This is a genomic window from Hoylesella oralis ATCC 33269 (genome assembly GCF_000185145.2).
Classification (GTDB): Bacteria; Bacteroidota; Bacteroidia; order Bacteroidales; family Bacteroidaceae; genus Prevotella; species Prevotella phocaeensis.
In genome coordinates, this window is sequence record NZ_GL833119.1 from 1,071,978 (window position 1) to 1,085,230 (window position 13,253).

9 protein-coding genes are annotated in these 13,253 nt (G+C 44.8%); 7 read left to right on the top strand and 2 right to left on the bottom strand.

From position 1 onward, the window contains the following. Nucleotides 1–52 precede the first annotated feature (52 nt). From HMPREF0663_RS07115 to HMPREF0663_RS07135, 5 genes are all read left to right on the top strand, one after another. The gene (locus tag HMPREF0663_RS07115) at nt 53–1,639 is read left to right on the top strand and encodes a Na+/H+ antiporter (protein ID WP_004369679.1); all 1,587 of its coding nucleotides are present in this window, start codon (nt 53–55) and stop codon (nt 1,637–1,639) included. A gap of 150 nt (nt 1,640–1,789) precedes the next feature. Beyond that, nucleotides 1,790–2,599, top strand: a complete 810-nt coding sequence (gene rhaD, locus HMPREF0663_RS07120) for a rhamnulose-1-phosphate aldolase (RefSeq protein ID WP_004369680.1) — start codon at nt 1,790–1,792, stop codon at nt 2,597–2,599. A 357-nt stretch (nt 2,600–2,956) separates the two neighbouring features. Beyond that, nucleotides 2,957–4,432, top strand: coding sequence for a rhamnulokinase (gene rhaB / locus HMPREF0663_RS07125; RefSeq protein ID WP_004369681.1), 1,476 nt, complete (start codon nt 2,957–2,959; stop codon nt 4,430–4,432). A gap of 20 nt (nt 4,433–4,452) precedes the next feature. Further along, nucleotides 4,453–5,703 (top strand): L-rhamnose isomerase, encoded by a 1,251-nt coding sequence (locus HMPREF0663_RS07130; protein ID WP_004369682.1) that lies wholly within the window; start codon nt 4,453–4,455, stop codon nt 5,701–5,703. A gap of 12 nt (nt 5,704–5,715) precedes the next feature. Further along, nucleotides 5,716–6,723 carry an L-rhamnose/proton symporter RhaT gene (locus tag HMPREF0663_RS07135; RefSeq protein ID WP_004369683.1) on the top strand — a complete coding sequence of 336 codons (1,008 nt, stop codon included), beginning with the start codon at nt 5,716–5,718 and terminating at the stop codon, nt 6,721–6,723. 287 nt (nt 6,724–7,010) lie between these two features. Here the strand turns inward: HMPREF0663_RS07135 and HMPREF0663_RS07140 are convergent, their stop codons facing one another. Then, nucleotides 7,011–8,561, bottom strand: coding sequence for a thiol-activated cytolysin family protein (locus HMPREF0663_RS07140; RefSeq protein ID WP_004369684.1), 1,551 nt, complete (start codon nt 8,559–8,561; stop codon nt 7,011–7,013). A 578-nt stretch (nt 8,562–9,139) separates the two neighbouring features. Between HMPREF0663_RS07140 and HMPREF0663_RS07145 the strand changes: the two genes are divergently transcribed. Both HMPREF0663_RS07145 and nhaD read left to right on the top strand, forming a co-directional pair. Continuing rightward, a complete protein-coding gene (locus HMPREF0663_RS07145; RefSeq protein ID WP_016665279.1) occupies nt 9,140–10,807 on the top strand; it encodes a formate--tetrahydrofolate ligase in 1,668 nt (555 codons plus the stop codon). A 104-nt stretch (nt 10,808–10,911) separates the two neighbouring features. Next, entirely contained in the window at nt 10,912–12,252 is a 1,341-nt protein-coding gene (gene nhaD, locus HMPREF0663_RS07150; RefSeq protein WP_004369686.1) for a sodium:proton antiporter NhaD, read from the top strand. A gap of 49 nt (nt 12,253–12,301) precedes the next feature. Here the strand turns inward: nhaD and HMPREF0663_RS07155 are convergent, their stop codons facing one another. Beyond that, entirely contained in the window at nt 12,302–12,898 is a 597-nt protein-coding gene (locus tag HMPREF0663_RS07155) for a GNAT family N-acetyltransferase (RefSeq protein WP_004369687.1), read from the bottom strand. Nucleotides 12,899–13,253 lie beyond the last annotated feature (355 nt).

Sequence of the window (13,253 nt, forward strand, 5' to 3'; positions counted from 1 at the left end):
GAGAACGCCGAGTGAGCATTTACGAGCATACTATAAATACCGATTGCAGATAATGGAACACAATGTTATTTTAGCGGTTATTCTTATTCTGGTTATCTGTCTGCTGACGATGCTCAGCAACAAGATAAAAGTTGCTTATCCCATTCTTCTCATCTTGGCAGGGCTTTTACTCGGTTTCATTCCCGATATGCCGAAGATAGAGATCGATCCCGAACTCATTTTCCTTGTATTCCTTCCGCCGATACTCTACGAGGCAGCAGTAAATAATTCGTGGAAAGAGCTTTGGCGGTGGCGTCGTATCATCTGTTCGTTTGCTTTTGTCGTGGTGGTTATTACAGCCTCCGTGGTGGCTTTCATTGCCAATCAATTTATTCCGGGTTTCTCGATTGCCCTCGGTTTCTTGTTGGGAGGTATCGTTTCTCCGCCCGATGCAGTGAGTGCAGCTGCTATTATGAAGTTCGTGAAAGTGCCCAAGCGTCTGGCCGTTCTTCTCGAGGGAGAGAGTTTGTTCAATGATGCAAGTTCGCTTATCATTGTAAAGTTCGCCCTGATAGCCGTAGGTACAGGTCAGTTTGTTTGGTACGAAGCTGCCGGTACATTCCTTTGGATGGTGGTTGGAGGCGTAGGATTGGGCGTGTTGATCTCCATTTTATTCAATCAGATGCACAAGATATTGCCGATGGATGAAAATATAAACACCGTATTCTCATTGGTTACACCTTATATAATGTATATATCAGCCGAGGCAGTGGGCGCTTCGGGTGTGCTGGCCGTAGTGAGTGGCGGGCTTTATTTCTCTTATCGTAGCGTGCTCTTTATACGTTCATCGTCGCGACTTCGGGCACAGAGCGTTTGGAGTTACCTGATCTTCTTGCTGAACGGCTTCGCTTTTCTGCTGATAGGACTCGATTTACCGGAGATAATCGCCAGCCTGAAAGCAGACGGTGTGAGCCTGTGGACGGCTGTGGGGTATGGTGTGTTGGTGACGGCTGCACTGATTGTTTGCCGTATATTGTGCGCCTATGCGGCCGTGGTGGTAACAATGGTGATGAGCAGATTTATAACTGTGGCCGACAGGCGCAATCCGGGAAAGGGCGCTCCATTGATTTTGGGATGGACGGGTATGCGCGGTGTCGTCTCTTTGGCAGCTGCCCTATCCATACCGTTGACCGTTACAGGACAGCAAGTTGCTTTTCCTGAGCGGAGTATGATACTCTGCATCACCTTTATTGTGATACTCCTAACGCTCGTTTTACAAGGGCTTTCGCTCCCTGTTTTGCTCAAACATCTGCATTTCCCCGACTTTGGAGACCATCTGTCTGAAGAAGAAACCGCAAGAATTATCCGTAAAGGATTGGCACAGACCAGCATAGATTATCTGAAAGATAGAAACCTTTGTCCGAGTATAGAGCAGAACAAAGTAATCAACAATATGGTTTCGCACTGGATAGAGCAAATATCTAATGAAGAAGTAAGGTCGTTATACGGCGATGCACGCGATATCTATATCAGCATTTTGGAGCAACAGCGGCTGTGGCTGTATCGGCTAAACAACGAAAACCCCATGATCGAAAAAGAAATAATCTATCATTATATCCACCGTATAGACTTGGAAGAAGAACGTATGCTCAAAGAATAACGCTCCGCCGGCCTTCTTGTTTGTGCCGAAACGACCGAAAATATCCGAAACTATTATGTTTTTCCCAAAAGTTACAGTTTATAAATCAAAAGTAAAGATATAGTAGGTAGTTAAAGTGTTATCTTTGCAGCATTACTAATATCATCGACTATGAAGAGTATTTTAGACGGTCGACCGGCGTTGAAGCAGGAAATAGATCGCTTGGCCGAGGTGGCCGGATATCTTTGGCAGAACGGTTGGGCGGAACGTAATGGGGGAAACATTACCATAAATATAACAGAATTTGCAGACGAGGGCATTAGATCGCTGCCTTTTATCGGCGAAGTAACGCCGATAGGCAAGACTCTGCCACAGCTGAAAGGCTGTTATTTCTATTGCAAGGGTACGCAGAAACGCATGCGCGATCTTGCTCGATGGCCGATGGACAACGGTTCGGTGATACGTATTCTCGATGACTGTGCAAGCTATGTCATCGTTGCCGACCGCCCAGTTGCACCTACTTCCGAACTTCCTTCACATCTCTCGGTGCACAACCGCCTGCTCGAAAAGGGTTCGCCTTATCGGGCTACGCTCCATACACACCCGATAGAACTCATTGCCATGAGCCATAATAGGGAGATGCTCGGTCGGGATGTGCTTACTAAAATACTATGGAGCATGATACCGGAGACCAAAGCGTTTTGCCCACGAGGCTTGGGTATCGTTCCTTATAAGTTGCCCGGAAGCGTAGAAATGGCCGATGCAACGCTACAAGAGCTTGAAGATTACGATGTTGTGTTGTGGGAGAAACACGGCGTGTTTGCCCAAGGACTTGATGTGATGGATGCTTTCGACCAGATTGATGTGCTCTCGAAGAGCGCCAAGATATACCTCGATGCCTGTATGATGGGCTTTAAACCCGAGGGTATGAGCGATATACAGATGAAAGAACTCTCGGAAGTGTTTCATCTGCCCAAGTAAAATATCCATGGAAAACAAGGCGGGTACAGTTCTTGGCACAACGGTGCCGAGGGCCGTATCCGCCATTTTGTGTATAACGGTTTGCAAGTGTGTGGCGGATACATGGCCCGTTTATCTCCGATAGGCAGATAACCTGTTCTGTTCAGATATATTTTCTATACCTTATATATAATAGTTGTACCGGTTGTAATGGAGGCGTCGAGGGCGGGAATACCGGTAGCATATCGAGAACGCAAGACAATGTAATAATTCGAAAAATGCCAAAACAATAGGTTTTAAAATCAAAAATTCATATTCGAGAGGTGATAAATAGCATACCTTTGTGTTCGGATTAATTCTATCAAACAATAATACTTCATGGAAAATAAAAGCAGCTTTTTGGCAGTAGACCTCGGCGCCACAAGTGGCAGAACCATTCTCGGAACGTTGGAAAACGGCGTAGTCGAATTACAAGAACTCACTCGTTTCGACAATACCATTATTGAAGTAAGCGGACATTATTATTGGGATATCTTCGCACTTTATAATGAAATCATCAAAAGTCTGAGGTTTATCTCTAAACAGGGTATTTATATTCAAAGCATAGGCATTGACACTTGGGGTTGCGACTTTGTATGCTTCGGCGACGACGGGGGCATTCTACGCAACCCGCTTTCTTATCGTGATCCGCATACTGCAGGGGCCATGGAGCGATATTTCGCCGAAAAAATCGGTAAAGAAGAGGTGTATAACGCCACCGGCATACAGTTGATGAACTTCAATTCGCTGTTCCAACTCTACATAATGCGCCGGAATAACGATGCTGCTTTGCGAAACAGCGATAAAATATTATTCATTCCCGATGCCTTGAGCTATCTGCTGACGGGTGTATCTGTTTGCGAATATACCGTTGCTTCTACCTCGCAGCTGCTCAACCCTGTGCTTGCAGAGCTGGACGAACGACTTTTGGCAAGCGTCGGTCTAAGGAGAAACCAGTTCGGAAAGAAGACTTTTCCGGGCACAGTTATAGGGATGTTGACACCGGAGGTACAGAATATGACAAGTCTTGGGTCCATTCCGGTTGTTTCTGTGGCCGGGCACGACACGGCAAGTGCCGTGGCCGCCGTGCCCGCAAGCAACAAGAACTTTGCTTACTTGAGCTCCGGAACATGGAGTCTTATGGGCATCGAGACCGAAAAACCTATCATCAATGCCGAGAGTTTCCGTCGGAATTTCACCAATGAGGGCGGTGTCGAGAGCACTGTACGTTTCCTGAAAAACATTTGCGGCATGTGGATATACGAACGATGCAGGCAGGAGTGGCGAGACGAAGCGGGTGTAGGCCATGCCGAACTGCAGCAGGCAGCCTTGCAAGCAGCACCGTTCAGGAGTCTTATCAATCCCGATGACGCTCGTTTCGCTAACCCCGAATCGATGACAAAAGCCATACGCAGCTATTGCGAGGCTACCCGCCAGCCCGTTCCCGAGACGCATGCAGAGGTGTGTCGCTGTATCTTTGAATCTCTCGCATTGCGCTACCGACAGGTGTTTAACGATCTGCAAGAGCTGGCAAACTTCCCTATAGAAACGCTGCACATTATAGGTGGCGGAAGCAGGAATGAGCTGCTCGATCAATTTACGGCCAACTCGTGCGGCATCGCCGTAATGGCCGGTCCGCAAGAATGTACCGCATTGGGCAACATTATGTTACAGGCAAAGGCCGCAGGTATTGTAGACGACATTCTTACCATGCGCCGGATGATTGCACAGAGCGTGCAACTAACGTGCTTCGAGCCGCAAGATACGGCACTTTGGGAGGCAGCCTATCAAAGATTTTTGAACATCACAAAATAAACAAAAAACGAATAAAGATTATGAAAACAGAACTCATTGAAAAGGCTTATGCCATAGCTAAGGAACGTTATGCAGCCATCGGTGTGGATACCGACCGTGCTCTCGAGATTTTAAAACATACGCCTATCTCGCTTCACTGCTGGCAGGCAGACGACGTAACGGGCTTCGAACGAGGCGAAGCGCTATCGGGTGGCATCCAAGCTACGGGCAACTATCCCGGAAAGGCGCGCAATATAGACGAGCTGCGCCAAGACATTGTTAAGGTTAAGTCGCTCATCGGCGGCACTTATCGTTTCAACCTGCACGAGACGTATGGCGAGTTCGGAGGCAAACAAGTAGATCGCAACGAGGTTGAAACGAAGTATTTCCAAGGTTGGATAGACTGGGCAAAAAGTATAGGGATGAAACTCGACTTCAATTCAACGAGCTTCTCGCACCCCAAGAGCGGCTATCTGTCGCTGTCGAACCCGGATAAAAGCATACGCGACTTCTGGATCGAGCACACCAAGCGTTGCCGGAGAATTGCCAATGACATGGGAAAAGCGCAGAACGATCCGTGCATCATGAACATTTGGGTGCACGACGGATTGAAAGATATTACCGTGGAAAGACTGCGTTACCGCAAGCTCTTGAAGGCTTCTTTAGATGAGATTTTAACCGAAAACCTGCCTGATATGAAGACATGCCTCGAGGCCAAGCTCTTCGGCATAGGCATGGAAAGCTACACGGTGGGCTCACACGACTTCTATGCAGGCTATTGTTCGAAGAACAACGTGATGTACACACTCGACACAGGGCACTATGAACCGACGGAAAACGTAAGCGATATGATTAGTTCTTTGCTGCTTTATGTTCCCGAATTGATGCTTCACGTGAGCCGACCGGTACATTGGGACTCGGATCATGTAACGATTATGAACGATCAGACGCTCGATTTGTTCAAAGAACTTGTACGTGCCGATGCACTCAACCGCGCACATATCGGGCTCGATTACTTCGATGCATCCATCAATCGTATCGGTGCATATGTGATAGGCATACGGGCTACGCAGAAATCTCTGCTCGCCGCACTGCTCGAACCATTAGACATGTTGCGCCAATACGAGGACGACGACAAGGGATTTGAGCGGCTCGCATTGCTCGAAGAGGCCAAGACATTGCCGATAGGCGCTGTTTACGACTACTTTAACATGACCAACAACGTGCCCGTGGGCGAGGATTTTATTGCCGATGTAGAACGATACGAGGTTGATGTTTTGTCGAAACGATAAAGCGTAAGTGCCATGGAAATTCTATTGGGACTTATCATTATAGCCATCGGGGCGGCTTGTCAAGCATCGTCTTACGTACCCATCAATAAAGTAAAAGACTGGAGTTGGGAGAGTTACTGGATTGTGCAGGGCGTTTTCGCATGGCTGTTGCTGCCGCTGCTCGGCGCTTTGTTGGCCGTACCCGCTGGCTGTAATCTGTTCGATCTGTTCGTTCAAAATCCGCGCTCCACCGGTCTCACCATATTTTATGGTGCGCTGTGGGGCGTGGGCGGTCTCACCTTCGGGCTCTCTATGCGCTATCTCGGCGTTGCGTTGGGGCAGAGTATCGCGCTCGGAACGTGCGCTGCGCTCGGAACGTTGCTCGCTCCGATTTTCACAGGTCATACCGCCGACCTTACTACATCGGTATTCATCGGCGTCGCGGTTACGCTCATAGGTATCGGTATCATTGGGGTTGCGGGCAATATGAAGGCTAAATCGTTGAGCGAAGAGGAAAAGAAAGCCGCCGTAAAAGACTTTAATTTCACGAAAGGCATAGCGGTGGCGCTGCTTGCAGGCTTCATGAGCGCTTGCTTCAACATAGGACTGGCGCAGGGAGCCGATCTTACTTTCGTCGGTGTGAACCCCATGTTCGTCTCGTTGCCCGCCACTCTGCTTGTTACTTTCGGTGGGTTTGTCACTAATGCTGCCTACTGTTTCTATCAAAACAGCAAGAACCATACGTGGAATGATTACCGTAAAACGGCAGTATGGGGCAATAATACGCTCTTCTGCCTGCTTGCCGGCGCTCTTTGGTACAGCCAATTCTTCGGTCTTTCTCTCGGTAAAGGCTTCCTAACATCATCGTCTGTGCTCACTACGTTTGCTTTCTGTATTCTCATGGCGCTCAACGTTGTGTTCTCGAACGTATGGGGCATTATTCTGAAAGAATGGAAAGGCTGTTCGCGTAAGACCATCACGGTGTTGATAGCCGGCATAATTGTTCTGATCATCTCCTCGTTTCTTCCGCAGTTACTGTAGTACACGGTAATGACAGACCGCAGGTGAACGTGGTATAAAGATAATTTCTATCTGTATTACCGATGCTTGGTAATGCAATTATCAAGCATCGGTAATTATTATGAGAGCCAACTTTGTTTAAAGTTGTCCATGCATTCGCCCTTATTTTGTGTCGATTGAATGTTTGAAATAATAAAGAGGCAGTAGGAAAAATAAATTCTACTGCCTCTTGTCGACGTTATGCTTTTATACTCTCAAAATATTTATAAGTCGTTTTATATCGGCTGTGTATTTGAGAGAATTAATGCCTATTTTTCAAATTTCAGCTTTTCTATACCAAAGCCCATGACAAGTGTGCCTGTGGTATCTCTTAATTTCAATGGTTTGTTATTCAGGTCATAAAGTTTTTTGGAGTCTCCCTGTATTTTCTTACCTTCTCTTACTAATGTTTCGAACAGGGGGAGTTCAAAGGTATATTGTTTATTATATTCGTCTTTCATTCCTGTTCTATCGAATATTACAAAGATCTTTTCTTCGCTTTTGTAACTTGGTATCGTATAGCGTTTATGTCCATAATACCAGTCGAAGTGGAATTCGTTCTTTTTTGAAGAACCATTTCCAACCTGTACATATCCTCTTCCTGTATTTATTTTCTGACCGGATAAAGTTTGCAAATTATCAGGAATTAGCAAATCGAAACTTAGCTGAGAAAATTCTCCTGCATACGGATCGTTCTTGGTATATTTAGAATAAATGACGGTTTTGAAGGTTCGGTTTGTACCCAATTCTTTAAGTTTATAGGCGATAGGTGCTCCGGGATTTTCCGTACTAAGCCTTGCTCCTTCTTCAATGAACTTCTTTATATCTTCTAAACTGATGGCTGCCAATGAGCCAAGTTTTGCATCTCCTCCCAATACACGGCCCTTTATAGTAGATTCTTTTAGAAGATCATTGTAGGCAGCTTCGGCATTTGCACCAATCTTACCGCCGAGAATAGATGCCTGAAGTTTAGCTTCAGCTTCTTTCTTCGTCATGTTCGTTTCTATACCTAAAAGTAAGATACGCCCGTATTTAATAGAAGAAACGAACAAAGGCTTTTCTGCTCCGAATTCTCTTTTATAGTCGAATTCCTTTGCAAAGAAGTCTGAAGGGCTCTTAGGCAAATCGATACTTAATTCATAGAAAACCTGTTGTACTTTTACGAGGAAGCGGTTTTTCTCTTTGTCAAAGCTGAAACCTGTACTTGCTTCTACGCTATTGGCTGCCCCTTTATAGTTTCCTCCCATAGCCATTTTTAGGTGTGCTTTGTCATAAACCTCCTCAATGGAATAGGTGAGATTAGCACCCGGAGCATTAAAACCGCGATTGAGCAATTCGTTTATGGCCTTTCTCACAGTAGAAAGCGATGGCTTTTGTACGGTAATGGTTGGATCGGAGCTTCCGTTCAGATCCGTAGAAAGAACAATTGGAGCACGATCTGCTTCGATAGGTTCATATTCACCTTCTACAACACTCTTTGCTCTAAGTAATGCACCGGGATAAAATACGTTTTTGTCATCAGAGAAAAGTAGCTGTTCTTCAAACTCTTTTGCTTGTTCGTAGAATTCTTTTATAGAAGATGCTCTTGTGGCTGAAAGCATGTAGGCAAGAGTTGCATTTTTACTTTCTTCGACTTTTCTTTCTGTGAAAGGATTTATTTGCTTTACTGATGGTAACTCCTGAACGTATGAGTTAATTGTAGTGGAGAATGTTCCTTTTTCGATACCTGTTCCTAAATCTCCGTCTTTCTCGTTTCCACATGCACAAACAAGAAATGGGATAATAAAGACTAATCCTTTTTTAAAAACAAATCTTTTCATTTTTCTTTTTGATTTTAATTACTTGTTGAATTATTACTGTTACTTTAAATTAATACTGTTTTGTATTTTATAATTTCTTTGAAGGTTTCTATTATCCTAAATATACTTTAACTATAAGATATCCTTTGCCCTCATTTTAAGCTCCTTTTACATTGGTGGCCTTTCTTTTTGAGCCTTTCTACAAAAATGTTAAATAGTTTCATAATTACTGTTTTTTTAAAAAATAAATGTGTTTTGCGGGCCAAAGGTAATTATTTTGTTTCGAGAATTGATATTTTAGTTGATGTTTTATACTGTTTTTAACTTTTATATATTGTGAGAAATTTAGATTTTGTAGTCTCTATCTTAATTTGGAAAACGAAATGTAAAGATACAGAAGAAGTTATTTGTCCTTTCACTGTTTTTCTTGACTAACTGGAAAATATAAGATATTAACATTTTGTTACTTTATCCTCTTATCTCAGGTCTTATTTGCTGTGGTTATGCTTTACTTTTTGCAGAAAAAGCTTGTTTTATGTAAATAAATGAATTATATTTGTCACATTATTAAACAGTATCAATTAAATTTGCAAGGTATCATGAAGACTGATTTTGAAATTGCCCGTGAGGCAAAGTTGCAACCTATCGGCGATATTGCGAACAGAGCGGGTATTCCCGTTGATGCGCTCGAGCATTATGGAAAGTATATTGCAAAGGTATCCTACCGTCTTATTGATGAGGAACGGGTGAAAAGGTCTCATCTTATTTTGGTAACCTCTATCACTCCAACCAAATCGGGTAATGGCAAGACAACCGTCAGCGTGGGGTTGGCGCTGGGTATGAACCGTATCGGAAAGAATGCGATATTGACATTGAGAGAGCCTTCGCTTGGTCCATGCTTCGGAATGAAAGGTGGTGCGGCAGGTGGCGGATATGCACAAGTGCTGCCTATGGAGAAGATAAATCTACATTTTACCGGCGATTTCCATGCTGTCACATCTGCCAACAACATGATTTCCGCATTGTTGGATAATTATATTTATCAGCATAGGGAAGATGGCTTCGGCATGAAGGAGGTGCTGTGGCGGCGTGTGCTTGATGTGAATGATCGCAATCTGCGTAATATCATTACCGGACTGGGCGGTAAAAATGATGGGGTGGTGAGCGAGAACGGTTTCGATATCACGCCTGCATCTGAGATCATGGCTATTTTCTGTCTTGCCGAAAGCGAAGAAGATTTGCATCGTCGTATCGGAAATATACTGCTCGGCGTTACGTTCGAAGGCAAACCTTTCACTGTAAATGACCTTGGCGTGACGGGCGCCATTGTTGCCCTCCTGCATGATGCCATCCATCCGAATCTCGTACAGACCACGGAAAATACACCTGCCTTTATTCATGGCGGTCCGTTTGCTAATATTGCTCATGGCTGTAACAGCGTAATGGCGACCAAGATGGCAATGACTTTCGGCGATTATTGTATTACGGAAGCCGGTTTCGGTGCCGATTTGGGAGCGGAGAAGTTTTTCGATATCAAGTGTCGTAAGGCGGGTATTGCGCCTAAACTCACTGTTCTTGTGGCTACGGCTCAAGCTTTGAAGATGCACGGAGGTGTGGATGTGGAAGAGATTAAGCGTCCGAATGTGGAAGGCGTACGCCGTGGATTGGCGAATATGGATAAGCATATTGCCAATATGCAGGCTTTCGGACAGACGGTGGTGGTATGTCTTAATCGTTTTGATACCGATACCGATGAAGAGTTAGCAATCGTGCGTGAGCATTGCGAACGGTTGGGCGTAGGCTTCGCCATCAACACTGCTTTTACTGAAGGAGGACAAGGGGCTGAAGATTTTGCCCGTTTAGTAGTAGAGAATATCGAGCAGCATCCGTCTGCACCGTTGCGACTGATGTATGAAGATAGTGACAGCGTGGAAACGAAAGTGCTCAAGGTGGCGCAGAACGTTTATGGTGCCCGTGGCATTGTGCTGAAACCTGCGGCAAAGAAGAAGTTGAGTCAGATCAACGCGTTGGGCTTGGAACACTTCCCTGTGTGCATAGCCAAAACCCAGTATTCGTTTTCGGAAGATGCGAAAGCTTACGGATTGCCTACCGATTTCGATATTACCATCCGTGACTTTGTTATCAATCAAGGAGCGGAAATGCTTGTTGCCGTAGCCGGAGAAATCATGCGTATGCCCGGATTGCCTAAGAGTCCACAGGCCGAGAGGATAAAGGTAGTTGATGGAAGAATTGAAGGATTGTCGTAAGACCGTAAAAATATCATCAATTCAGTGCTTCGGCGAGCTATATTCTCAATAAAATGTTCTACCTTTGTACGCAATAATCATAGTTAAAATGTAAAAGCATCGAAATGAGTATTCTTACTGTATCTATTATCATCGTGTTCGTGGTGGGCTATCTGTTCATTGCGCTTGAGAGCATGACAAAGGTGAATAAGGCAGCGATAGCCTTGTTGATGTTTGTTTTCTGTTGGACGTTGTTCATGGTCGATCCGGGCAGTTATATTAGCGGCTTTGCCGGTCAAGACCTTGTTAACGAGGTGAGTTCCGTTATCGAACGGCATTTGGGGAGTACGTCTACCACGTTATTCTTCCTGATGGGAGCTATGACAATCGTAGAAATAGTAGACCAGAACGGTGGCTTCAACTTCGTGCGCGATACGATGAAGACCAAAAGTAAGAGGGCATTGTTGTGGCGCATCGCCTTTATGACATTCTTTCTTTCGGCTATTCTCGATAATCTTACCACTTCGATCGTTATGATTATGGTGCTTCGAAAATTGGTAGAAGATCATAAAGACAGGCTTATCTATGCCTCGATCATCATCATTGCGGCTAATTCTGGTGGTGCCTTTTCGCCCATTGGCGATGTTACGACCATCATGCTTTGGAACTCCGGTGTGATTACTGCGGCTGGGGTTATCAGGGAAATATTTATTCCATCGTTAATATCGCTCATTATTCCGCTACTCATTCTGCAGCGTTCTTTGCGCGGACAGCTCGATGTGCAGGACGTAATGATGAAGTCTGATTACGCTGTACTGGATTTCTCAGGCCGTCAGCGTAAGATTATTTTCTTTTTAGGTGTAGGCGGATTGATCTTTGTTCCTATTTTTAAATCAATCACTCATCTGCCTCCGTTTGTCGGTATTCTGCTTGTACTCGGATTACTTTGGGCTACTACCGAAATCTTTTACCGTAAGGTGCGCCGTGAGAAAGACGGTATGTCGAAGCGTGTGAGCAATCTGCTTTCGCGTATCGATATGTCTACCATCCTTTTCTTTCTTGGCATACTGATGGCTGTGAGTTGTTTGGAAGAAATAGGCGTGCTCACTACTGTGGGGCAATGGCTGAACGAGGCTTCGAACGGTAATCATTATGTGGTGACAGGTATTATCGGTATCATCTCAAGCATTGTAGATAATGTGCCGTTGGTGGCCGGATGTATGGGTATGTATCCGCTTGCTCCTACGGGCGACATGGCGGTCGACGGCATTTTCTGGCAACTGTTGGCCTATTGTGCAGGCGTGGGCGGATCGATACTCATTATCGGAAGCGCGGCCGGAGTGGTGGTCATGGGCTTGGAAAAGATCACTTTCGGCTGGTATATGAAGCGTGTCAGTTGGATTGCCTTAGTGGGTTATCTTTCCGGAATATTCTCTTATTGGGTGATACGTACATTTATTTGGTAATAGAAAAAGGCATTGTTGTGCCATTATCACGTATTGATAGGGTGCCATGTTATAATATATATTGTAAATGCTTCATGGTATGACCGCCCCAAACGGCATCACCTGCATATTCAAATCCCAATGTCTTGTATAAACGTTCGGCATTGGGATTTGCTTTGTCTACCAACAATCCCGTGCGTGGAATACCCGTCTGACGGGCTTTTTCTATGGTTTGTCGCAGCAGCATGCGTGCTATGCCGCGGCCTCTATAGGCTTCTTTCACAGCAAGACTGTCTATATAGAATTCCCCCGCCCCAGTTTCGTCGGGCATGTCGCTATAGTCTATGCCGAACGCATGGCGTGCTCCGTCTATGAAAGCGCGGCGCAAGCTGTGCAGTTTTGCCCCATCGTAGCCTACACATACGCCGACTATCTCATTTTCCTTCATTGCCGACAGACAGTTTCTGTAGCTATATTGGCTGTCTTCTGCGGCAACCAGTTCCGTCATCAGTCGGTGAAAATCTTCTAACGTATGCTCGTTGCCGGCCAGATTTCGACAGCATTCGTGGTTCATTGCCGTCATGATGAGCGAGGCGATGGTGCTTGCGTACAGCTTTGGCGGTTGGCATATGGCGATATCATGAAGATGCAAATCTGTCGTAGTCATATTTCTATTTCCTTATAATATTGCTGCAAAGATAACCATTCTTTATGGATTAAACTTTCGGAACAGAGAAAAATCGAGTTCGAACATAATCGGCAGCGAGAATAAAAAATGTCGAAATCTCCGAAAGAATTCCCCTATTTTCAAATTCTTTTCATCAATTTTCGGTTATAGCGGGTGTATTGTCTGAATACAAATCTTCAGAAAGTCTTGAATAAACCTTTATGGTTTTTATATATAATAGCCATTTTGATAGAATATGAAAGGAAAATAAGCTCGTATGATAAATATTGTAAGAATAATTATATGTTAAGTTTTTATTTAAAAGAATAATCCGTATATTTGCATTGTAGTTCTA